Source organism: Pseudomonas sp. c313 (genome assembly GCF_055407145.1).
In genome coordinates this window covers 715,269-736,759 of the sequence record NZ_JBUZRD010000001.1, presented here as the reverse complement: position 1 = coordinate 736,759, position 21,491 = coordinate 715,269, and the positions used below count along the sequence as shown (strand labels likewise).

Below are 21,491 nucleotides of genomic sequence, written 5' to 3'. Positions count from 1 at the left end.
TTGTCAGGGCGCAGAAACAATTGTAGGAGCGCGCTTGCTCGCGAAAAACACCAGGACAACGCGTCCATTCAGGCACCACACGTCATCGTTGAAGTCCATCGCGAGCAAGCTCGCTCCTACATGTTTCAGGTATTACGGAGCGGTCCACTCAGCGACACGCTCAGGGTGCTTGGCGACCCAATCCTTGGCCGCTGCATCAGGCTTGGCGCCCTCTTGGATGGCCAGCATCACTTCGCCGATTTCATCCTTGGAGGCCCACTGGAATTTTTTCAGGAAGGCCACGACTTCAGGCGCTTTCTTCTCCAGGCCCTTGCTGCCGATGCTGTTCACAGTTTCGGCAGCACCATAAATCCCTTTTGGATCGTCAAGGAAACGCAGTTTCCACTTGGCAAACATCCAGTGTGGTACCCAGCCGGTGACCGCAATGGATTCCTGCTTGTCTTCGGCACGGGTCAGTTCGGCGATCATGGCGGCGCCGGAGCTAGCTTGCAGCTTGTAGTCCAGGCCATAGGCCTTGATGGCTTCGTCGGTCTTGAGCATCACGCCTGAACCGGCATCGATGCCGACGATCTTGTTCTTGAAGCTGGTGTCATCCTTGAGGTCGGCAATGGACTTGGCCTTGACGTACTCCGGTACGATCAAGCCAATCTTGGCGTCCTTGAAGTTGGGGCCGTAGTCGACCACCTTGTCCTTATTTTTGGCCCAGTATTCACCGTGGGTCACCGGCAGCCAGGCCGAGAGCATAGCGTCGAGTTTGCCGGTGGCCACGCCTTGCCACATGATCCCGGTGGCGACCGCTTGCAGTTTCACGTCATAACCGAGCTTCTGCTTGATCACTTCTGCCGCCACGTGGGTGGTAGCGACACTGTCCGACCAGCCATCCACATAGCCGATGCTCAGGGTTTTGCTGTCGGCGCTGGCCAGTGTGGAGCTCATCACAAGCACCAGTGCGGCACCTGCGCCCAAGAGTCGTCGCATCTTCATCGTTACTTCCCCGAAAGTGCTGCGCCCGACGGATGCCGAGCGACGTCAACCTGTTGTTATGTGGTGCACCGCGCCCCCTTCACGCGCATCGATCATGCTGTCGCGACATCAGTGGAGTACTGACACTTCGATCATCAACCTGCTGCCACGAGCGACCTGCTCTGACTGCGACCTCAGGTAAGCAGGAAACGACATCACATCGCCAGCAGGTCGAGTTATAGGACACCAGGTAACAATCCCGCCCGAACTTTGCATGTCAAAGTTATGCAGCCCCACTGGCGCCGACCAAATACGGGTAAGATGCGCGGCTTTGCCCCCAGACGGCCAGACCATGCCCGCGACCGCCCGCTTCCCTGCCCTGCCCTATTTATTCGCCTTGCTGCTGGGCCTCTTTGCCCTAGGTGGCTATTGGTACGGCCTCGGCCAACCGGTGGCGCTGCCCGATGTCGCCAGCGCCAGTCACAAGTTGCAATGTGCGTCCTACACACCGTTCGACAAAGACCAATCGCCTTTCGACCAGCCGTTCAAACTGCGCCCTGAGCGCATGGATGCCGACCTCGCGCTGCTGTCCACCCGCTTTGAATGCATTCGCACCTACTCGATGAGCGGCCTTGAAGCCCTGCCGGATCTAGCGCGCAAGCACGGCTTGAAGCTGATGATCGGCGCCTGGGTCAACAGCAACCCGGTGGATACCGCCAAGGAAGTCGACCTGCTGATTGCCTCCGCCAATGCCAACGCCGACGTGGTCACGTCAGTGATCGTCGGTAACGAAACCCTGCTGCGCAAGGAAATCACCGCCACCCAGCTGGTGAAGCTGATCCAGCGGGTCAAGAGCCAGATCAAGCAGCCCGTCACCTACGCCGATGTGTGGGAATTCTGGCTACAACACCCGCAAATCGCTCCAGCGGTGGATTTCCTGACCATTCACTTGCTGCCGTACTGGGAAGATGACCCGGCGGGGATCGACCAGGCACTCCGGCATGTCGGCGATATCCGCCAGACCTTCGGCAACCGCTTCGCCCCCAAGGACGTGATGATCGGCGAGACCGGTTGGCCGAGCGAAGGCCGCCAGCGCGAAACCGCCGTGCCTAGCCGAGTCAACGAAGCCAAGTTTATCCGCGGCTTTGTCGCCATGGCCGAATCGAATGGCTGGCACTACAACCTGATCGAAGCCTTTGACCAGCCATGGAAGCGCGCCAGCGAAGGTGCGGTGGGCGGTTACTGGGGCTTGTTTGATGCCGATCGCCAGGACAAGGGCGTGCTGGCCGGGCCGGTCACCAATGTGCCGTACTGGCCGATGTGGCTGGGCGTTGGCGGGATAATCCTGTTGGGCACGCTGGTGTTGGGTGGGCGCGTTCGCAGCACACGCGCCGCCCTGCTGTTGCCGTTGCTGGGCGCGGTGGCGGCTTGCTCGATGGGTAGCTGGAGCGAGTTGACCCGTGTCACCGCGCGCTTTACTGATGAATGGATCTGGGCTGCGTTGCTGGTGGCCTTGAACCTGCTGGTGCTGGCCCATGCAGCCCTGGCCCTGAGCACCCGTGAAGGTTGGCGCGCGCGCAGTTTCAACTGGCTGGAACAGCGCGCCGGCTGGCTGGTGGCGCTGGCTGGCTTTGCCGGTGCGGTGATGATGCTGGCGCTGGTGTTTGACCCGCGCTATCGCAGCTTCCCGAGCGCGGCATTGCTGCTACCGGCACTGGTGTATCTGGTGCGTCCGGTCACGGGGCCGCGTCGGGAGATTGCCTTGCTCGCGTTCATCATCGGTGCCGGCATTGCACCGCAACTGTATCGCGAAGGGTTGATGAACCAGCAGGCCCTGGGTTGGGCGTTGGTGAGTGTATTGATGGTCGCGGCGTTGTGGCGTTGCTTGCGGGTTCGCAAATAAGGTTTCTGGGCGAGGGGGCTTGCCCCCTCGCCACAGGTTACTCGGCGGTCCGCGGCGCCCTGACCAAGCGCAATCCGGCAATAACTACGGCGAACACTGCAAACGTGGTGTTGTACAACGCCAACGCCGAAAACCCGAACACCAATCCCAGCACCGCCAAGCCCCACCCGGCACGCCCCGGCACAAAAAACGCCAGCACCGACGTCACCAGCGCCGCCCAGCCCATCACTTTGAAGTGAATCATCAGGCCCAGGTTCGAGCGCACCTGGCATTCCCAGCGGCTAGCCTCATCAGCGCAAATGCCGACCCACTGCCCGTCCTCCATAAAGCCGTAACGCGCCCCATAACTGGCGGCCAGCCATAACGGTAGGGCAATAAGCAGCAGAATCAGCGGCAAGCGGCGGGACATGGGGCACTCCGATAGGCGAAAACGGCGCCCAGCTTAATCGCCCGGTAGCGGTTGGCAAGGCTTGTACGCAGATAAGTGTTCAACAAAACGTGCCAAAGTGTATCGTCTAGCGACTATTATTCCGACTCTCGCTGTTTTTACCGACTTTTTGTGCCGACGGCTGGCACTTCGGTGGCAGCGCCGTGGTCATAGCCTGCGAACTTCATTCAGCACCTTTCCTCTTAGGGATTAAGTCATGCTCCGTTCCTTACGCTGTGCGGCCCTGTTGGGCGGCCTTTTTTTGAGTGCGTCAGCACTGGCGGTCGATGTCGACCCCGCCAGCTATGGCTACCCTTTGACCAACCCGTTCGAAGCGACCATCGCCACCACGCCCCCTCATCTTCGGCCTGAACTGCCGACCGATGACGAGATCGATCAGTCCGACTACAGCCTGACAATGCGTCCAGAACGTCAATTCAGCCTGCCCGACAACTTCTGGGCGGTAAAGAAACTCACCTACCGCATGGCCAAGCAAGACCATGCCGCGCCGCTGATTTTCCTGATCTCCGGTACTGGTGCGCGCTACGACAGCACCATCAACGAATACCTGAAAAAGCTCTATTACAAGGCCGGCTACCATGTGGTCCAGTTGTCGTCGCCCACCAGCTTCGACTTCATCAGTGCTGCGTCGCGCTTCGCCACACCGGGCATCACCAGTGAAGACGCCGAGGACATGTACCGGGTAATGCAAGCCGTGCGCGCGCAACACCCGCGCCTGCCGGTCACCGAGTACTACCTCACCGGCTACAGCCTGGGGGCCCTGGACGCAGCATTCGTCAGCAAGCTGGACGAGACCCGGCGCAGCTTCAACTTCAAGAAAGTGCTGCTGCTCAACCCTCCGGTCAACCTCTACACCTCGATCACCAACCTCGACAAGCTGGTACAAACCGAGGTCAAGGGCATCAACAACAGCACCACGTTCTATGAACTGGTGCTGAACAAGCTGACCCGCTACTTCCAGCAAAAGGGCTACATTGATCTCAACGACGCCCTGCTCTACGACTTCCAGAACTCCAAACAGCACCTGACCAACGAACAAATGGCGATGCTGATCGGCACCACGTTCCGCTTTTCGGCGGCCGACATTGCCTTTACCTCGGACCTGATCAACCGCCGCGGCCTGATCATTCCACCGAAATACCCGATCACCGAAGGCACCAGCCTTACACCGTTCCTCAAGCGTGCGCTGCAATGCGACTTCGACTGCTACCTGACCGAACAAGTGATCCCGATGTGGCGCGCCCGTTCCGATGGCGGCAGCCTGTTGCAGTTGATCGACCAGGTCAGCCTCTACGCCCTCAAGGATTACCTGCGCGACAGCCCGAAAATTGCGGTCATGCACAACGCCGATGATGTAATCCTCGGCCCTGGTGACCTCGGCTTCCTGCGTAAAACCTTCGGCGATCGCTTGACCGTCTATCCACTGGGCGGCCACTGCGGCAACCTCAATTACCGCGTCAACGCCGACGCCATGCTGGAGTTCTTCCGTGGCTAAATATCTCCTGCTTATTGCTGCGTTACTCTGCACAGGCGTCGCCAATGCCGACAACAGCAAGGCCCACACACCCACCGTGGTCGATGAAGACGGCTTCAAGGAACCTCTGAGCAGGCTCAAGTTCAACCCGGGCCTGGACCAGCGCGAATTCGAACGCTCGACACTGAACGCTCTCAACGTCTACGACCCGTTGGAGTCGTGGAACCGTCGGGTGTACCACTTCAACTACCGCTTCGACCAATGGGTGTTCCTGCCGGTGGTCGACGGTTACCGCTATGTCACCCCGAGTTTCCTGCGCACCGGCGTCAGCAATTTTTTCAACAACCTGGGTGACGTGCCCAACCTGATGAACAGCCTGCTGCAGCTCAAGGGCCATCGCTCCCTGGAGACCACCGGGCGCCTGCTGCTCAACACCACCCTCGGCATCGCCGGCCTGTGGGACCCGGCCACCGCCATGGGCCTGCCGCGCCAGAGCGAAGACTTCGGCCAGACCCTGGGTTTCTACGGCGTGCCGGGCGGCGCCTACCTGATGCTGCCGATCTTCGGCCCGTCGAACCTGCGAGACACCAGCGGCCTGCTGGTGGACTACAGCGCCGAATCCCAGATCAACTTCCTCAATGTGTCCAAGGTCAGCGAAAACCACCCGGAAATCTGGGCCCTGCGCGCCGTCGACAAGCGCTACCAGACCAGCTTCCGCTACGGTCAGATGAACTCGCCGTTTGAGTATGAGAAAGTGCGCTACGTGTACACCGAGTCACGCAAGTTGCAGATTGCCGAGTAACGGCAAGCGCGCACAAAAAAGGCCATTCGATTGAATGGCCTTTTTTATGGCGGCGAGGTCCTAGGCTTTCACTGCTTTCCAGGTCTTGCCGACAACGCTGACAACACCCAACACCAGCGCCCCGGCAATAATCCCCGCCACCGCATTGAGCAAGGTCGGCATCAACCAGGCCAAACCTCCGGTGCTCTGGCTGACGGTTTCAATCCAGTGATGCACCACCGGCACGCCATGGGTGAGGATGCCTCCACCGACCATGAACATTGCAGCCGTGCCGATCACTGACAGGCTTTTCATCATGTAGGGCGCGGCGCGCAAAATTGCCCCGCCAATACTGCGGGCCACCTGGCCGGGCTTTTGGGTGAGCCACAGGCCCAGGTCGTCGAGCTTGACGATGCCAGCTACCAGCCCATACACGCCGACAGTCATGACGAGGGCAATGCCCGACAAGACGATGACTTGCTGCATCAGCGGCGCATCGGCCACGGTGCCCAGGGTGATGGCAATGATTTCTGCCGAGAGGATAAAGTCGGTGCGGATCGCGCCCTTGATCTTGTCCTTCTCGAAGGCCACCAGATCAGTGGCCGGATCGGCCACTGCCTGCACCAGTTGCGCATGTTCGGCCTGGTCTTCGGCCTTGCTATGGAGGAACTTGTGGGCCAGTTTCTCAAAGCCTTCGAAACACAGGTAAGCGCCACCGAGCATCAATAGCGGCGTGACAGCCCAGGGTACGAAGGCGCTGATGAGCAATGCGGTGGGTACCAGGATCAGTTTGTTGACAAACGAGCCCTTGGCTACCGCCCATACCACCGGAATTTCGCGCTCGGCGCGCACACCGGAAACTTGCTGGGCGTTAAGGGCCAAGTCATCGCCCAACACGCCAGCGGTTTTCTTGGCGGCCATTTTTGTCATCAGCGCGACGTCGTCGAGAACGGCGGCGATGTCGTCGATCAGTACCAGTAAGCTGCTTCCTGCCATGAATCAGGCGTCCTTAATGTGGGATAGTGGCGAGCATAGCGCGGCGCAAGGCATTGCGGGCACATTCTTGAGGCTCGCGGATAGCCGGTGCTACCATGCGCAACCGCCTGTCTTGGCAAGGAAACTCCTGGTCTATGAGCACCATTCGCGAGCGCAACAAAGAACTGATCCTGCGGGCTGCCAGCGAGGAGTTTGCCGACAAGGGGTTCGCCGCAACCAAAACCAGTGACATCGCCGCCAAGGCCGGGCTGCCCAAACCCAACGTCTATTACTACTTCAAGTCCAAGGACAACCTCTACCGCGAGGTGCTCGAAAGCATTATCGAGCCGATCCTGGCCGCCTCCACGCCATTCAATTCCGACTGCGATCCCAGGGAAGTGTTGACGGCGTACATCCGCTCGAAAATCTGTATCTCGCGCGACCTGCCCTTCGCCTCCAAGGTCTTCGCCAGCGAAATCATGCACGGCGCGCCACACCTGAGCCCCGACCTGGTGGAACAGCTCAACGCCCAGGCCAAACACAACATCGCGTGCATCCAGACCTGGGTAGATCGCGGACAGATCGCCGCCATCGACCCCAACCACCTGATGTTCAGCATCTGGGCCGCAACGCAGACGTATGCCGACTTCGACTGGCAAATCTCGGTGGTGACCGGAAAAGAAAAGCTGGACGAGGCCGACTATGAAGCGGCAGCGCAGACGATTATTCGGTTGGTGCTCAAGGGCTGTGAGCCGGACTGATGGACCGCAGCGCCTGCCCCCATCGCGAGCAAGTCCGCTCCCACATTTTTGATCTGTGAACACATTCAACATGTGGGAGCGGCGGTGCGACGATTCGACTTGCTCGCGATGGGGCCCTTCCAGTCACCTCAAGTCAGGCTGACACCCCCGCATCCGCCAGCAACCCCACCCCCTCGATCGCACTGATCGCACACTGCTCATCAATGTCCGAAGTATCCCCGCTGATCCCAATCGCCCCCAGCACCACCCCATCCTGATCCTTGATCAACACCCCTCCCGGCGCCGGCACCACGCTGCCCTGCCCCAGGCTGTTCAACGCCGCAATAAACGCCGGCCGCTGCTGCGCATCCAACGCCAACAACCGCGAGCCCTTGCCCAGGGCAATCGCCCCCCAGGCCTTGCCGATGGCGATCTGTGGGCGCAGCAGGCTCGCACCGTCTTCGCGCTGCAGGGTGATCAAGTGCCCGCCGCTGTCGAGCACCGCGATGGTCAGTGGTGCAGCGGCAATAGTGCGGCCTGCGGCGATGGCCTGGCTGGCCAGGTTGACTGCGACTTTCAAGGTTAAAGCGCTCATGGGTGCCGTCCTTATCTTGTTATTGGGAAAGCCGTGGGGCTCTGAATGATCAGAAGCCGGACAAAACAAATAGAACACAATAGATTAGTTTTTTGTATACAATATTTCAAAACATTCGCACCACACGTCGAAATAATCCCGTCTAAAAGGCTTCCGACGAACGTAAAGGCCAACGAATAAAATGGATTGACCTGCGCCGCTCGCCGTGAATACACTTTGACGAAACACCACTTGTATACAATTACAAAACGCAAGAGGCACCAAAACCATGAGCAAAATGAGAGCAATCGAAGCCGCCGTTCTGGTGATGCGTCGCGAAGGGGTCGACACGGCCTTTGGCATCCCGGGCGCCGCGATCAACCCGCTGTATTCGGCCTTGCAGAAGCTCGGCGGCATCGATCACGTCCTTGCTCGCCACGTTGAAGGCGCCTCGCACATGGCCGAGGGTTACACCCGCACCAAGGCGGGCAACATCGGTGTGTGCATCGGCACTTCGGGGCCAGCCGGTACTGATATGGTCACTGGGTTGTACAGCGCCTCAGCCGATTCGATCCCGATCCTGTGCATTACCGGGCAGGCACCACGGGCGCGGATGCACAAGGAAGACTTCCAGGCCGTGGACATCACCAGCATCGTCAAGCCGGTGACCAAATGGGCGACCACTGTCCTGGAACCTGGCCAGGTGCCCTATGCCTTCCAGAAAGCTTTCCATGAAATGCGCTCCGGCCGCCCCGGCCCGGTGTTGATCGACTTGCCGTTCGACGTGCAGATGGCCGAGATCGAATTCGACATCGACGCCTATCAACCGCTGCCCCTGACCAAGCCATTGGCGACCCGCATCCAGGTGGAAAAAGCCCTGGCCCTGCTGGATCAGGCTGAGCGCCCATTGCTGGTCAGCGGTGGCGGCGTGATCAACGCCGACGCCAGCGACCTGCTGGTGGAGTTCGCCGAATTGACCGGCATCCCGGTGATCCCAACCCTGATGGGCTGGGGCACCATCCCCGACGATCACCCGCTGATGGTCGGCATGGTCGGGCTGCAAACTTCCCACCGCTACGGCAACGCAACAATGTTGAAATCGGACGTGGTGCTGGGCATCGGCAACCGCTGGGCCAACCGCCACACCGGTTCGGTGGAGGTGTACACCGAGGGCCGCAAATTCATTCACGTCGATATCGAGCCCATGCAAATCGGCCGTGTATTCACCCCGGACCTGGGCATCGTTTCCGACGCCGGCTGCGCCCTGACCCTGTTTATTGAAGTAGCCCGCGAGTGGAAAGCCGCCGGCAAGCTCAAGGACCGCAGCGCCTGGCTCCACGATTGCCAGCAGCGCAAAGCCACCCTGCACCGCAAGACCCACTTCGACAACGTGCCGGTCAAGCCGCAACGGGTGTACGAAGAGATGAACCAGGTGTTCGGCAAAGACACTTGCTACGTCAGCACCATCGGCCTGTCGCAAATTGCCGGCGCGCAGTTCCTGCATGTCTACAAGCCTCGGCACTGGATCAACTGTGGCCAGGCAGGCCCGTTGGGCTGGACCATTCCGGCGGCGCTCGGCGTGGTCAAGGCTGACCCGACCCGCAAGGTCGTGGCACTGTCCGGCGACTATGATTTCCAGTTCATGATCGAGGAGCTGGCGGTGGGCGCGCAGTTCAAGCTGCCGTACATCCACGTAGTCGTGAACAACTCCTACCTGGGGCTGATTCGCCAGGCCCAGCGCGGTTTCGAAATGGACTACTGCGTGCAGCTGTCCTTCGACAACCTCAACGCACCGGAACTCAACGGTTATGGCGTCGACCACGTGGCTGTCGCCGAAGGTCTGGGTTGCAAGGCCCTGCGGGTATTCGAGCCAGATCAGATCCAGCCGGCCTTGCGCCGCGCCCAGGAAATGCTCGAAGAATTCAAGGTGCCGGTGATCGTTGAGATTATTCTGGAGCGGGTGACCAATATTTCCATGGGCACCGAGATCAACGCCGTCAACGAATTCGAAGACCTGGCGCTGGTGGGCAATGACGCACCCACCGCAATTTCGCTGCTCGATTAATGATTGTTCGTTCCCGCGTAATCCGCGGGAACGATGACGCTTTTGAGGAAACCGCCATGCCGCGTTTTGCTGCCAACCTGTCCATGCTGTTCACTGAACAGGACTTTCTTGCCCGCTTCAAAGCGGCTGCCGACGCCGGCTTCAGTGGCGTGGAATACCTGTTCCCCTACGAATTCAGCTCTGCCGAAATCAAGGCGCAACTGGATGCCAATGGCCTGACCCAAGTGCTGTTCAACCTGCCGGCCGGTGACTGGGCCAAGGGCGATCGGGGCATTGCCTGCGATCCGGGTCGGGTCGAGGAATTCCGCGCCGGGGTGAAGCTGGCCATCGCCTACGCCCAAGTGCTGGGCAACACCCAGATCAACTGCCTGGCAGGGATTCGTCCACAAGGTGTCGATGAGGCCACACTGGAAAAGACCTTCGTCGCCAACCTCAAATACGCCGCCGACAAGCTGCAAGCGGTGGGTATCAAACTGGTGATGGAAGCCATCAATACTCGCGATATTCCCGGCTTCTACCTCAACAACACAGCGCAAGCCTTGTCGATTCGCGAGCAGGTGGGCAGCGCCAACCTGTTCCTGCAATACGACATCTATCACATGCAAATCATGGAAGGCGACCTGGCCCGGACCATGGCCGCGCACTTGGGCGAAATCAACCATATCCAGCTGGCAGACAACCCAGGGCGCAATGAACCGGGCACCGGTGAGATCAACTACCGGTTCCTGTTCGAACATTTGGATCGCATTGGTTATCAGGGGTGGGTCGGCTGTGAGTACAAGCCGTTGACCACTACCGAAGCGGGTTTGGGTTGGCTGAAAAGCCACAATGCCATCTGACTGATCGTTCCCGCCCTCCCCATGGGAACAATCAACATCGAATAAAAAGAGGATTTCTTCATGGCTAAAATCGGATTTATCGGTACCGGCATCATGGGCCAGCCCATGGCGGCTAACCTGCAAAAGGCAGGTCATCAACTGTTCCTTTCCGAGCACTTCGGCAAAGCGCCAGAAGAACTGATCGCCGCGGGTGCCGTGGCCCTGGCCAACCCGCAGCAAGTGGCCCAGGAAGCTGAATTCATCATCATCATGGTGCCCGACACCCCGCAGGTCGACGACGTGTTATTCCGCGCCGATGGGGTTGCCGCAGGTTTGGGGCCGAACAAAGTCGTCATCGACATGAGCTCGATTTCGCCAACGGCCACCAAGGCCTTCGCCGCGAAAATCAACGAGACCGGCGCGCAATACCTCGACGCCCCAGTGTCCGGTGGTGAAGTTGGTGCCAAGGCCGGCACCTTGAGCATCATGGTCGGTGGCGAGCCACGAACCTTTGAACGGGCCTTGCCGCTGTTCCAGAGCATGGGCAAGAACATCACCTTGGTAGGCAGCAATGGCGACGGCCAGACCGCCAAGGTGGCCAACCAGATCATCGTTGCCCTGAACATCCAGGCGGTGGCCGAAGCGTTGTTGTTCGCCTCGAAAAACGGCGCCGACCCGGCCAAGGTGCGTGAAGCGCTGATGGGCGGGTTTGCCTCCTCGAAGATCCTGGAAGTGCATGGCGAGCGGATGATCAAGGGCACCTTTGATCCGGGCTTTCGCATCAGCCTGCACCAGAAGGATCTGAATCTGGCCCTGGCCGGTGCGAAAGAGTTGGGGATCAACCTGCCCAACACCGCTAGCACCCAGCAAGTGTTCAGCACCTGCGCGGCCATTGGCGGCAGCAACTGGGACCATTCGGCGCTGATCAAGGGGCTGGAGCATATGGCGAATTTTTCGATTCGCGATAAATAACCTCCCCTGTTGGAATGCAATCCCTTGTGGGAACTGGCTTGCCTGCTCCCACACTTAATCGCATTTCAAATTTGAAAATGATGCACACCTAATAACAAAAATCCCCGGGAGCCCGCTTATGTCGGTCGATCCGCAACACCTGCTTCGCGAGCTGTTTGCCACAGCCATCGACGCTGCCCACCCCCAGCAAGTCCTCGAACCTCATCTGCCCGCCGACCGCACCGGCCGCATCATTGTCATCGGCGCGGGCAAGGCGGCCGCTGCCATGGCCCAGGTTGTCGAAAATTGCTGGCAAGGTGAAGTCTCAGGCCTGGTGGTCACCCGCTACGGCCACGGCGCACCCTGCAAAAAAATCGAAGTAGTCGAAGCCGCCCACCCGGTGCCGGACGCCGCTGGCCAAGCCGTCGCCAAGCGCGTGCTGGAGCTAATCAGCAACCTGGAGGAAGACGACCGCGTCATCTTTCTGTTGTCCGGCGGAGGCTCTGCTTTGCTGGCCCTGCCCGCCGCCGGCATCACCCTGGCCGACAAACAATCGATCAACAAGGCCCTGCTCAAATCCGGCGCCACCATCGGTGAGATGAATTGCGTGCGCAAGCACCTCTCGGCGATCAAGGGCGGGCGCCTGGCCAAGGCATGCTGGCCGGCGACGATCTACACCTACGCGATTTCCGATGTGCCGGGCGACCAGGCCACGGTCATTGCTTCCGGCCCCACCGTCGGCGACCCAAGCACCTCGCAACAGGCACTGGCGATTCTCAAGCGCTACCAGATTGAAGTCCCCGCCTCGGTGCGCAGTTGGCTGCAAAACCCCGAGTCGGAAACCGTCAAACCCGGCGATCCGTGTCTGGCCCGCAGCCATTTCCAACTGATCGCCCGCCCGCAACAATCCCTGGAGGCGGTGGCGGTAAAAGTACGCCAAGCCGGGTTCAGCCCGCTGATCCTCGGCGACCTGGAAGGCGAAGCGCGGGACGTGGCCAAAGTCCACGCTGGTATCGCCCGGCAAATCGTCCAGCACGGCCAGCCGCTGGCGGCGCCGTGCGTGATTCTCTCCGGCGGCGAAACCACCGTCACCGTACGCGGCAATGGCCGTGGCGGGCGCAACGCCGAATTCCTCCTGAGCCTGACCGACAGCCTCAAGGGCCTACCCGGTGTCTACGCCCTGGCCGGTGACACCGATGGCATCGACGGCTCCGAAGACAATGCCGGGGCGATCATGACCCCCTGTAGCTACGCCCGTGCCGAAGCCCTGGGCCTGAGCGCCAGCGATGAGTTGGACAACAACAATGGCTACGGTTACTTCGCCGCGCTCGACGGGCTGATCATCACTGAGCCGACCCGCACCAACGTCAATGATTTTCGCGCCATTGTGATCCTTGAAAGCCCTGACAGAGAGTCTCCTGACCATGACGCCTGACAAGAAGGTCAAAATCCTCGCCACCCTGGGACCGGCTACCCACGGCATCGATGACATCCGCGAGTTGGTGAAAGCTGGGGTCAACATCTTTCGCCTGAACTTCAGCCACGGCGATCACGCCGATCATGCCCTGCGCTACCAGTGGATTCGCGAGGTGGAGAAACAACTCAACTATCCCCTCGGCATCCTCATGGACCTGCAAGGGCCGAAGCTGCGAGTCGGGCGTTTTGCCGAGGGCAAGGTGCAGTTGATTCGTGGCCAGGCCCTGCGCCTTGATCTGGACAGTACTCCCGGCGATCAACGTCGGGTCAACCTGCCCCACCCGGAAATCATCGCGGCCCTGGAGCCCGGCATGGACCTGTTGCTGGACGACGGCAAGCTGCGTTTACGGGTGATCACCAAGTACGCCGATGCCATCGACACCACCGTGCTCAACGGTGGCGAACTGTCGGACCGCAAAGGCGTGAACGTGCCACAAGCCTTGCTGGAACTGAGCCCGCTGACCGCCAAGGACCGCCGCGACTTGAGCTTCGGCCTGGAGTTGGGGGTGGACTGGGTGGCGCTGTCCTTTGTGCAACGTCCGGAAGATATCCGCGAAGCCCGTGAACTGATCGGCGACAAGGCCTTCCTGATGGCCAAGATCGAGAAGCCCTCGGCAGTGCAGCGCTTGCAGGAAATCGCCGAACTGAGCGACGCGATCATGGTCGCCAGAGGGGATCTGGGGGTGGAGGTGCCGGCTGAGAGCGTGCCGCAGATCCAGAAAGATATCATCACCACCTGCCGCCAACTGGGTAAGCCGGTGGTGGTGGCCACGCAGATGCTCGAATCCATGCGTTTCTCACCGGCGCCGACCCGCGCCGAAGTCACCGACGTGGCCAACGCCGTGGCTGAGGGCGCTGATGCAGTAATGTTGTCGGCAGAAACCGCCTCCGGGGAATACCCGCTGGAAGCGGTGCAGATGATGAGCAAGATCATCCGCCAGGTGGAAAACGGCCCGGATTACCAGACGCAACTGGACGTCAGCCGGCCCAAGGCCGACGCCACGGTATCGGACGCCATCAGCTGTGCGATCCGCCGTATCAGCAGCATCCTGCCGGTGGCGGTGCTGGTGAACTACAGCGAGTCCGGCACCTCCAGCCTGCGGGCGGCTCGGGAGCGGCCATCGGTACCCATCCTCAACCTGACACCAAACCTGTCAACGGCGCGGCGCTTGAGCCTGGCCTGGGGCGTACATTCGGTGGTCAACGATCGGCTGCGGCAGGTGGATGAGGTGTGCTCCACGGCACTGGAGATTGCCCAGGCACAAGGGATGGCGAAGCGTGGGGATACGTTGGTGATTACCGCGGGGGTGCCGTTTGGGCTGCCGGGGTCGACCAACTCGTTGCGTATCGAGACGTTGATCTAACCCACTTTTTCAACCACCCCTTGCGTAGCAGCTGTCGAGTGAAACGAGGCTGCGTCCGAGGACACAGTCCTCGTAAAACCTGTGCTCGCAGTTTGGCTGAAACACCGGGGCGCCTGGTTTACGGCTGCTTCGCAGCCGGACGCGGCCTCGTTTCACTCGACCGCTGCTACGACATGGCAAACATCATGCAGAACATTACCCAATGCCCCGACTGGGCCGAAGCCCTTCTCAACGGCTTCAGCCAGATCTTCCTCCAGCGCCATCCGCTATGTGGCTTGCTGTGCCTGCTGGCGATTCTGTCGTGCGCGCCGGCGCTACTCGGCGGCGCATTGCTGGGCGGTGTCGCGGGTCTGCTGACGGCCCAGCGCCGGGGCTATCCCAAGGCCGAACGCCAAGCCGGACTCTACAGCTATAACGGCGTGCTGCTGGGCTTACTGATTAGCCAGCATTTCGTCTGGTCGGCCCTGTTGCCGCCGTTGATTCTGGCCTGTGGCGGCCTCAGCGCGATCCTCACCCGGCAATGGCTCAAGCGCGCGGCAAACCCCGATGACCTGCTGGCCTACACCGCGCCCTTTGTTGGGCTGGGCTGGCTGTTGCTAGGCACTACTGCGCCAACGACTGTTGCATGGAGTGAACCCGGCACTTGGGCATTGCTCAGTGCACCGTTTACAGGACTTGCGCAAATTATCCTGCTGGATCAACCCCTGGCTGGTCTGTTAATCCTGCTCGGTCTATTGCTCGCCAATCGTCGCGTCGCGCTGTGGGCATTGATCGGCGCCAGCGCTGGCGTAGTACTCGCCCTGTTGCTGGACGAATCCGCCAGCGCCCTGCTTGGCCTGCACAGCTATAACCCGGCGCTAGCGGCTTTAGCATTGAGCCAGCAGCGTCGCCAACCCTGGCTGCCACTGATGGGCATCCTCCTGGCAATCGTCCTCACCCCTGGCTTTGCGGCCCTGAACCTGCCCCCTCTGACCGCGCCATTTATCCTCGCCTGCTGGCTGGTGCACGCCAGTCGCAGGGTTATACAAAGGGCCAGCGTGGACAGCCCGTTCGAATCCCCCTAGGCTTCGCTGAATATTGATTCAGGCGACCTCCATGGACAGCAACAACAATTGGCGTCAGCGGCTCTACGTCATGGTTTTCCAAAGCGACACCGCAGCCGGGCGCCGTTTCGACAGCATCCTGCTGCTGATCATCCTGGCAAGCCTGGTGGTCATAATCCTCGACAGCATCGACGAGGTGCACCAGAACTACGCGAGCGTGCTGGCCTACATTGAATGGGGCTTCACCATCATCTTCGCCATCGAGTATGTGTTGCGGCTGTATTGCTCGCCCAAGCCGTTGCGCTATGCCTTCAGTTTCTACGGGCTGGTGGACTTGCTGGCCATCGTCCCCGGCATCCTCGCCCTGTATTACAGCGACGCCCAGTTCCTGCTGATTATCCGCATCATCCGCATGCTGCGGATCTTCCGGGTGCTCAAGCTCAGCCCCTACCTCATGCAAGCCAATTACCTGATGTCGGCGCTGCGCGGCAGCAAGCAGAAAATCGTGGTGTTTCTGCTCAGCGTCTGCACATTGGTGACGGTATTCGGCACCTTGATGTACGTGATCGAAGGCCCGGAACATGGTTTCACCAGCATCCCTAAGGGCATCTATTGGGCGATCGTCACCCTGACCACCGTGGGCTTTGGCGACATCGTGCCCAAGACACCGCTGGGCCAGGTAGTTTCGTCGCTGGTAATGATCACCGGTTATTCGATCATTGCCGTGCCCACCGGGATTTTCACCGCGGAACTTGCCAACGCCATGCGCGGCGAACAGCTGCAAAAGGATTGCCCGGTGTGCAAGAAAAACAGCCATGAACCCAACGCGGCGTTTTGCTCACGATGCGGTAATAGCCTTTTCAAAAAAATGGAATAAGCAAAGTTCTTTTTAATCTTTAAGCGTCTATGCCGCCCCAGCTATAGTCGCTGGCATATTGCCCTTACTTAACAAGTCGACTTCACCCTACAACAAGGAATGAGCAGTGAAAAAACTCGTTAGCGCCTCTCTTCTGGCCGCCGGCCTCGCACTGGCTGGCGTCGTCCAGGCTGCACCGACCACCCTGCTCAACGTCTCCTACGACGTGATGCGCGATTTCTACAAGGACTACAACGCCGCCTTCCAGAAACATTGGGAAGCCGAGCACAAGGAAAAGATTACCCTGCAGATGTCCTTCGGCGGCTCCAGCAAACAGGCGCGCTCAGTGATCGACGGCCTGCCGGCTGACGTCATCACCATGAATATGGCCACCGACATCAATGCCCTCGCAGACCACGGCAAACTGGTGCCGGACAACTGGGTCACCCGCCTGCCGAACAACAGCGCACCGTTCACCTCCGCCACCGTGTTTATCGTGCGCAAGGGCAACCCCAAGGCCCTGAAAGACTGGCCGGACCTGCTCAAGGATGGCGTGCAAGTGATCGTGCCCAACCCGAAAACCTCCGGCAACGGCCGCTACACCTACCTGTCGGCCTGGGGTTACGTACTGAAGAACGGCGGCGACGAGAACAAGGCCAAGGCCTTTGTCGGCAAGCTGTTCAAACAAGCGCCGGTGCTCGATACCGGCGGCCGTGCAGCCACCACCACCTTCATGACCAACCAGATCGGCGACGTGCTGGTGACCTTTGAAAACGAAGCGGAAATGATCGCCCGTGAATTCGGCCGTGATCAGTTCGAAGTGATCTACCCAAGCGTCTCCGCCGAAGCCGAGCCGCCAGTGTCGGTGGTCGACAAAGTCGTCGACAAGAAAGGCACTCGCGCCGCTGCCGAGGAATACCTGAAGTACCTGTGGTCGCCAGAAGGCCAGGAAATCGCCGCCAACAACTACCTGCGTCCACGTGACCCGGCAGTGCTGGCCAAGTACACCGACCGCTTCCCGAAAGTCGACTTTTTGTCGGTTGAGAAGACCTTCGGCAACTGGCGCGATGTGCAGAAAACCCACTTCAATGATGGTGGGGTGTTTGATCAGATCTACACCGGGCAGTAATCCGCTCTAACAGAAGAAATGCAGGCAAGTGTTGCACTTGCCTGCATCGCTATCGCAAGACTTGGCGTAGCAATTACATCGGCGGCGTCACGCCATCCTTGCCTGCCGAAACAGCCTGCGCGGTAATGGTTCCGTCTGCACCCTGTGACGCAAACAACACCACCTTGACCCCCGCCTCCAACAAACTCCGATCACCCGGTTCCAGGTTGACGATCGGCACATCATCCGGCCCGACGATCTTCTGCTCACTGCCCTTGTATTTGACGGTCAACGTCCGGCCTTCATGGCAGTCGACTTCCTGTTTTTGCAGTTGCGACTAAATGTATCATTGACATTCGGCCCGAAAGTTAACGTTTCAGTCATTAATACCCGGCATGAGTGTTATCACCGTAAACGGCCTACTCCCGCCTGGGCCTTGTCTTTATTCTCGCACGCCACTTTCCTTCGCTTTTATGAGAACGCCATGAACGCTACTCCGCAAAGTACAAACACCATGACCCGAGGCATGGTGATGCTGTTTGCGTTCTGTTGCGGCGCCATCGTCGCCAACATCTACTACGCGCAACCGATCATCGAGCTGATCGCCCCGGACATCGGCCTGACGCCGGCCATGGCCAGCCTGATCGTGTCCCTGACTCAGGTCGGTTACGCCTTGGGCCTGTTCTTTCTGGTTCCCCTGGGCGACCTGCTGGAAAACCGCCGGCTGATGATCATCACCACCGTGGTGGCCATCGCCAGCCTGCTGGGCGCGGCGTTCACCGAACAGCCGAACCTGTTCCTGCTGGTGTCGCTGCTGATCGGCTTCAGCTCGGTATCGGTGCAAATCCTGATTCCATTGGCCGCGCACCTGGCGCCGGCCGAGTCCCGTGGCCGGGTAGTCGGTAGCATCATGGGCGGCCTGCTGTTGGGCATTTTGCTGGCACGGCCGGTGTCCAGCGTGGTGGCCGATCACTTCGGCTGGCGAGCGATGTTCATGGTGGCCGCCGCACTGATGGCCGCCATCAGCGTCGTGCTGCTGTTGACCGTGCCCAAGCGCCAACCGGATCACTCTGCCAGCTATGGCCAGTTGCTGCGCTCCCTGGGCACCTTGCTGCGCCAGCAACCGCTGCTACGTCAGCGGGCGTTCTATCAGGGATGCATGTTTGCCACGTTCAGCCTGTTCTGGACCGCAGTACCCCTGGAGCTCTCACGCAACCACGGCCTGACCCAAAGCCAGATCGCCCTGTTCGCCCTGGTCGGTGCCCTGGGCGCCATCGCCGCCCCCATCAGCGGACGCCTGGCGGATGCCGGCCACACCCATCGCGCCTCGCTGCTGGCGATGTTGTTTGCCGCGTTGAGCTTCCTGCCAGCCTTCGTACATCCGATCTACAGCGTGATTGGCTTGGCGGTGACAGGTGTGGTCCTGGACTTCTGCGTACAGATGAACATGGTCCTCGGCCAACGCGCCATCTACGCCCTCGACGCCAACAGCCGCAGCCGCCTGAACGCGCTGTACATGACCAGCATCTTCATCGGCGGCGCCTTCGGTTCGGCGATTGCCAGCAGCGTGTATGAACAGGGCGGCTGGTTGGGGGTGGTGCTGCTGGGCAGCGCGTTCCCGCTAGTGGCACTGTTGCGGTTTTTGAGTGCCTCCAGGCAAGGGGTTGTAGCGGCGGCGTAAGCCCTTACAACCGAACCAACTTCTCCAACGCCGCATCCGCCAGAAATGACGAGCGGCTTTTGACCTTATGCTCACGCACATACCGGTCAATGCGCTGAATGACATAACCGGGCAAGGTCACGTTGACCTTTTCGGTCTTGCCCAGATAAGGCGTGATATCCAACTCCAGCATCCCCCAGCCCATCCCAGCGTATTCCTCATTGCTGTGGTGCGCGGCAACCGACGTCGGCATGGGAATGGCCCGGCCTTCTGCGGCGATCTCTTGCAGCATGATGTGCGCCACTTCAATTGCCGCGTTGTAAGCCTCTTCAAAACTGTCCCCGGCCGTTACCGCACCTGGGATATCGGGGATCTGAATACCGGTAGCGATATGATCGTCGCCCCATTCGATACAGATTGGGTATTGCATGAAAAACCTCCTGAAAAACCGACCTAAAACGAAAACAGCCCGGCACGCTTCCTGATACTCCTGACGGTACCCAAGGGAAGATCCTTCTTGGGATGGGGTACCGGTATCGTGTACGGGCTATAGCGGTGGGTGAAAATATGATGACTGCCCGTGACCCGATCCAGCACCCAGCCTGCCTCTTGCAACTCCTTTATCAATAGCCTGCTTTGCACCACAGTCTCCTTGCTCCCGGCCGAATAAAAATAACCCTAGAGTTACCTTTACTCAAGCACAGAAATCATCAGACCGACTGGCGGCTGTTTTACTGATTGTTAAAATGGTGCTGGCGTTTGTCGAGTATGTGGAGGGATTACTGGTTTAGAACTCACACGTTTTCACCCATGAGTCCTGCGGCTATCCGTCGGCGCCTGAGCACGGTCTTCAAGGCTGTAATCTCGCACCACGTGGGCAATGCGCAGGTGATAGTCATCAAAAATTCGCTTGCGCCCTGCAACTTGGGCAGTACGGTGCAACTCAACACTGCGCCATTGCTGGATGGCCTCCTCGTCACGCCAAAAGGAAAGCGATAGCACTTTCCCTGGCTCACTCAGGCTTTGGAAACGCTCTATGGAAATGAAACCCTCGATTTCCACCAGCAGTGGCTTCAGTTCGGCCGCCATATCCAAATAGCGGTCGTACTGCTCTTCGTGAGGCCAGGCTTCAAAAATAACGGCGATCATTGCGCGCGCTCCTGAGCATCGTGGAAGCGAGGGATACGGCCGTTAAGAGAAGGCCAATAACTAAACTGACAAGGACGGGCCAGTAAGGTCGGTTGACGATGCAGTAATTCCAGGAGGGTCTGCGAGGCAATGGTTAATGCGACTTTTTGGCCTGGGCACTGATGTTTTCCTGAGCCAAAACTGAAGGTTCGTCGTTGTGCTCGTTCGAGTAAAAAGCTATCGGGTTCCGGGTTCGCACCGGGGTCTCGGTTAGCAGATGCCAGCAACAATAGAACGGTATCTCCCGCCTCCAGAACACTGGAGCCAATCGTGCAGCGCCTCGCAACAAATCGCCGGGTGTTTTGCACCGGAGAATCATAGCGTGCCACCTCCTCCACCAGCGCGACCGCGAGGGTCGGTGTGCGCTGAAGTTCTTCAAATAGATCAGGTCGCCGATGGAGCGTAACCAGAGTATTGCCAATAAGGCCTGCGGTGGCTTCGCAAGTCTGTGACAGCAAGCCGATCAGATTGGCGATCAATGCCTCATGGTCTCCCCAGGCACTGGCTTCGTAGTCGCGGCAGATGTGAGTCAGCAAACCGCTGTGCGTCTCTGTTTCCTCCAGCAACGCACTGAACCTCTGCCTTAGCCCAGTCGCTGCGGCATTGGCGTCATGCAATTGAACCTCGCTGCTCAGCGGCGACAGGCAAGCCACAAAGTCACATGTCAACTCGACGACTTCTTGTAACTGAGCGGGTGGAAATCCCAGCAAAAGCGCAATCACAGACACGGGTAACGTGAACATGAACGTGTTCAGGTTATCGACGGGACCGACGACTCGTGCAACGGCATCCGCGAGACTCACAGAGGCCAACGCAGGTTCGATCACCGCTCGGGGGCAACGATGGCTTGCTCCCTCATTCATGCGCATCAACCGAGCGAATACATACCCTGCCGCGCCTTGCGCAATAGCGGGAGGAACTGGCTGCCGCAGTGGACGCACCCGACAGTCGGAATGCTCCAGAATGGCCTCGACCGCCTTGGCACTGCTGGCTACCCACAAACCAAGGCCGGCATCGAACAGCAGTTCGTTGTTGAGCCTCAGGCGTGAGTAATAACCATAGGGGTCAGCATGAGTAGCAGCTTCTAGTGGTGTCATTCAGGAC

At 59.6% G+C, this 21,491-nt stretch carries 21 protein-coding genes and 1 pseudogene; 13 read left to right on the top strand and 9 right to left on the bottom strand.

Features of this window, described 5'->3' with window-relative positions:
- Window positions 1-132 precede the first annotated feature (132 nt).
- A complete protein-coding gene (locus tag ACZRKZ_RS03645; protein WP_463980728.1) occupies window positions 133-984 on the bottom strand; it encodes a glycine betaine ABC transporter substrate-binding protein in 852 nt (283 codons plus the stop codon).
- 331 nt (window positions 985-1,315) lie between these two features.
- On the opposite strand from ACZRKZ_RS03645, the gene ACZRKZ_RS03640 reads away from it, so the two are divergent.
- Window positions 1,316-2,866 (top strand): glycoside hydrolase family 17 protein, encoded by a 1,551-nt coding sequence (locus ACZRKZ_RS03640; RefSeq protein WP_463980727.1) that lies wholly within the window; start codon window positions 1,316-1,318, stop codon window positions 2,864-2,866.
- A gap of 37 nt (window positions 2,867-2,903) precedes the next feature.
- Here ACZRKZ_RS03640 and ACZRKZ_RS03635 read toward each other — a convergent pair whose 3' ends face one another.
- Entirely contained in the window at window positions 2,904-3,275 is a 372-nt protein-coding gene (locus tag ACZRKZ_RS03635; RefSeq protein WP_463969668.1) for a hypothetical protein, read from the bottom strand.
- 235 nt (window positions 3,276-3,510) lie between these two features.
- Between ACZRKZ_RS03635 and ACZRKZ_RS03630 the strand changes: the two genes are divergently transcribed.
- Window positions 3,511-4,809 carry a serine/threonine protein kinase gene (locus ACZRKZ_RS03630; protein WP_463980726.1) on the top strand — a complete coding sequence of 433 codons (1,299 nt, stop codon included), beginning with the start codon at window positions 3,511-3,513 and terminating at the stop codon, window positions 4,807-4,809.
- The gene (locus ACZRKZ_RS03625) at window positions 4,802-5,590 is read left to right on the top strand and encodes an MlaA family lipoprotein (protein WP_463980725.1); all 789 of its coding nucleotides are present in this window, start codon (window positions 4,802-4,804) and stop codon (window positions 5,588-5,590) included. Before ACZRKZ_RS03630 ends, ACZRKZ_RS03625 begins: the two co-directional genes overlap by 8 nt.
- Window positions 5,591-5,650: 60 nt before the next feature.
- Here the strand turns inward: ACZRKZ_RS03625 and ACZRKZ_RS03620 are convergent, their stop codons facing one another.
- Window positions 5,651-6,565 carry a DUF808 domain-containing protein gene (locus tag ACZRKZ_RS03620; RefSeq protein WP_463980724.1) on the bottom strand — a complete coding sequence of 305 codons (915 nt, stop codon included), beginning with the start codon at window positions 6,563-6,565 and terminating at the stop codon, window positions 5,651-5,653.
- A 134-nt stretch (window positions 6,566-6,699) separates the two neighbouring features.
- Here ACZRKZ_RS03620 and ACZRKZ_RS03615 point away from each other — a divergent pair, with 134 nt between their 5' ends.
- Entirely contained in the window at window positions 6,700-7,305 is a 606-nt protein-coding gene (locus tag ACZRKZ_RS03615) for a TetR/AcrR family transcriptional regulator (RefSeq protein ID WP_463969664.1), read from the top strand.
- A gap of 133 nt (window positions 7,306-7,438) precedes the next feature.
- Here ACZRKZ_RS03615 and ACZRKZ_RS03610 read toward each other — a convergent pair whose 3' ends face one another.
- The gene (locus tag ACZRKZ_RS03610; RefSeq protein ID WP_463969663.1) at window positions 7,439-7,879 is read right to left on the bottom strand and encodes a GlcG/HbpS family heme-binding protein; all 441 of its coding nucleotides are present in this window, start codon (window positions 7,877-7,879) and stop codon (window positions 7,439-7,441) included.
- 268 nt (window positions 7,880-8,147) lie between these two features.
- Between ACZRKZ_RS03610 and gcl the strand changes: the two genes are divergently transcribed.
- The 8 genes from gcl (at window position 8,148) to ACZRKZ_RS03570 (ending at window position 17,560) form a co-directional block, all read left to right on the top strand.
- Entirely contained in the window at window positions 8,148-9,923 is a 1,776-nt protein-coding gene (gene gcl / locus ACZRKZ_RS03605; RefSeq protein WP_463980723.1) for a glyoxylate carboligase, read from the top strand.
- Window positions 9,924-9,979: 56 nt separating this feature from the next.
- Window positions 9,980-10,762 carry a hydroxypyruvate isomerase gene (gene hyi, locus ACZRKZ_RS03600; RefSeq protein ID WP_463969661.1) on the top strand — a complete coding sequence of 261 codons (783 nt, stop codon included), beginning with the start codon at window positions 9,980-9,982 and terminating at the stop codon, window positions 10,760-10,762.
- 60 nt (window positions 10,763-10,822) lie between these two features.
- A complete protein-coding gene (locus ACZRKZ_RS03595; RefSeq protein ID WP_463980722.1) occupies window positions 10,823-11,713 on the top strand; it encodes a 2-hydroxy-3-oxopropionate reductase in 891 nt (296 codons plus the stop codon).
- A gap of 118 nt (window positions 11,714-11,831) precedes the next feature.
- A complete protein-coding gene (locus ACZRKZ_RS03590; protein WP_463969659.1) occupies window positions 11,832-13,127 on the top strand; it encodes a glycerate kinase type-2 family protein in 1,296 nt (431 codons plus the stop codon).
- On the top strand, window positions 13,117-14,532 hold the full coding sequence (pyk, locus tag ACZRKZ_RS03585) for a pyruvate kinase (RefSeq protein ID WP_463969658.1): 1,416 nt from the start codon (window positions 13,117-13,119) through the stop codon (window positions 14,530-14,532). The genes ACZRKZ_RS03590 and pyk overlap by 11 nt, the downstream gene beginning before the upstream one ends.
- A 185-nt stretch (window positions 14,533-14,717) precedes the next feature.
- Window positions 14,718-15,596: an urea transporter gene (locus ACZRKZ_RS03580; RefSeq protein ID WP_463980721.1), complete on the top strand. Its 879-nt coding sequence runs from the start codon at window positions 14,718-14,720 to the stop codon at window positions 15,594-15,596.
- A 31-nt stretch (window positions 15,597-15,627) separates the two neighbouring features.
- On the top strand, window positions 15,628-16,452 hold the full coding sequence (locus tag ACZRKZ_RS03575) for an ion transporter (RefSeq protein WP_463980720.1): 825 nt from the start codon (window positions 15,628-15,630) through the stop codon (window positions 16,450-16,452).
- Window positions 16,453-16,558: 106 nt separating this feature from the next.
- Window positions 16,559-17,560, top strand: coding sequence for a sulfate ABC transporter substrate-binding protein (locus ACZRKZ_RS03570; RefSeq protein ID WP_149411430.1), 1,002 nt, complete (start codon window positions 16,559-16,561; stop codon window positions 17,558-17,560).
- 73 nt (window positions 17,561-17,633) lie between these two features.
- Here the strand turns inward: ACZRKZ_RS03570 and ACZRKZ_RS03565 are convergent.
- Window positions 17,634-17,840, bottom strand: a pseudogene (locus ACZRKZ_RS03565) (hypothetical protein); the annotation flags it as partial.
- 225 nt (window positions 17,841-18,065) lie between these two features.
- On the opposite strand from ACZRKZ_RS03565, the gene ACZRKZ_RS03560 reads away from it, so the two are divergent.
- Window positions 18,066-19,220: an MFS transporter gene (locus ACZRKZ_RS03560; RefSeq protein WP_463980878.1), complete on the top strand. Its 1,155-nt coding sequence runs from the start codon at window positions 18,066-18,068 to the stop codon at window positions 19,218-19,220.
- A gap of 4 nt (window positions 19,221-19,224) precedes the next feature.
- Here the strand turns inward: ACZRKZ_RS03560 and ACZRKZ_RS03555 are convergent, their stop codons facing one another.
- The 4 genes from ACZRKZ_RS03555 to ACZRKZ_RS03540 form a co-directional block, all read right to left on the bottom strand.
- Window positions 19,225-19,629 carry a type II toxin-antitoxin system HicB family antitoxin gene (locus tag ACZRKZ_RS03555; protein ID WP_133099095.1) on the bottom strand — a complete coding sequence of 135 codons (405 nt, stop codon included), beginning with the start codon at window positions 19,627-19,629 and terminating at the stop codon, window positions 19,225-19,227.
- A 23-nt stretch (window positions 19,630-19,652) separates the two neighbouring features.
- Window positions 19,653-19,841 (bottom strand): type II toxin-antitoxin system HicA family toxin, encoded by a 189-nt coding sequence (locus ACZRKZ_RS03550; RefSeq protein ID WP_463980719.1) that lies wholly within the window; start codon window positions 19,839-19,841, stop codon window positions 19,653-19,655.
- A gap of 162 nt (window positions 19,842-20,003) precedes the next feature.
- Entirely contained in the window at window positions 20,004-20,348 is a 345-nt protein-coding gene (locus ACZRKZ_RS03545; protein ID WP_463980718.1) for an antibiotic biosynthesis monooxygenase family protein, read from the bottom strand.
- A complete protein-coding gene (locus tag ACZRKZ_RS03540; RefSeq protein WP_463980717.1) occupies window positions 20,345-21,484 on the bottom strand; it encodes a cytochrome P450 in 1,140 nt (379 codons plus the stop codon). The genes ACZRKZ_RS03545 and ACZRKZ_RS03540 overlap by 4 nt, the downstream gene beginning before the upstream one ends.
- Between the last annotated feature and the right edge of the window lie 7 nt (window positions 21,485-21,491).

Coding starts and splice junctions, on each gene's coding strand:
- hyi (WP_463969661.1), top strand. CDS start 9,980: ATGCCGCGTTTTGCTGCCAACCTGTCCATGCTGTTCACTGAACAGGAC.
- ACZRKZ_RS03595 (WP_463980722.1), top strand. CDS start 10,823: ATGGCTAAAATCGGATTTATCGGTACCGGCATCATGGGCCAGCCCATG.
- ACZRKZ_RS03615 (WP_463969664.1), top strand. CDS start 6,700: ATGAGCACCATTCGCGAGCGCAACAAAGAACTGATCCTGCGGGCTGCC.
- ACZRKZ_RS03630 (WP_463980726.1), top strand. CDS start 3,511: ATGCTCCGTTCCTTACGCTGTGCGGCCCTGTTGGGCGGCCTTTTTTTG.
- ACZRKZ_RS03575 (WP_463980720.1), top strand. CDS start 15,628: ATGGACAGCAACAACAATTGGCGTCAGCGGCTCTACGTCATGGTTTTC.
- ACZRKZ_RS03590 (WP_463969659.1), top strand. CDS start 11,832: ATGTCGGTCGATCCGCAACACCTGCTTCGCGAGCTGTTTGCCACAGCC.
- ACZRKZ_RS03560 (WP_463980878.1), top strand. CDS start 18,066: ATGGTGATGCTGTTTGCGTTCTGTTGCGGCGCCATCGTCGCCAACATC.
- ACZRKZ_RS03545 (WP_463980718.1), bottom strand. CDS start 20,348: ATGATCGCCGTTATTTTTGAAGCCTGGCCTCACGAAGAGCAGTACGAC.
- ACZRKZ_RS03645 (WP_463980728.1), bottom strand. CDS start 984: ATGAAGATGCGACGACTCTTGGGCGCAGGTGCCGCACTGGTGCTTGTG.
- pyk (WP_463969658.1), top strand. CDS start 13,117: ATGACGCCTGACAAGAAGGTCAAAATCCTCGCCACCCTGGGACCGGCT.
- ACZRKZ_RS03540 (WP_463980717.1), bottom strand. CDS start 21,484: ATGACACCACTAGAAGCTGCTACTCATGCTGACCCCTATGGTTATTAC.
- ACZRKZ_RS03640 (WP_463980727.1), top strand. CDS start 1,316: ATGCCCGCGACCGCCCGCTTCCCTGCCCTGCCCTATTTATTCGCCTTG.
- gcl (WP_463980723.1), top strand. CDS start 8,148: ATGAGCAAAATGAGAGCAATCGAAGCCGCCGTTCTGGTGATGCGTCGC.
- ACZRKZ_RS03555 (WP_133099095.1), bottom strand. CDS start 19,629: ATGCAATACCCAATCTGTATCGAATGGGGCGACGATCATATCGCTACC.
- ACZRKZ_RS03635 (WP_463969668.1), bottom strand. CDS start 3,275: ATGTCCCGCCGCTTGCCGCTGATTCTGCTGCTTATTGCCCTACCGTTA.
- ACZRKZ_RS03610 (WP_463969663.1), bottom strand. CDS start 7,879: ATGAGCGCTTTAACCTTGAAAGTCGCAGTCAACCTGGCCAGCCAGGCC.
- ACZRKZ_RS03580 (WP_463980721.1), top strand. CDS start 14,718: ATGCAGAACATTACCCAATGCCCCGACTGGGCCGAAGCCCTTCTCAAC.
- ACZRKZ_RS03620 (WP_463980724.1), bottom strand. CDS start 6,565: ATGGCAGGAAGCAGCTTACTGGTACTGATCGACGACATCGCCGCCGTT.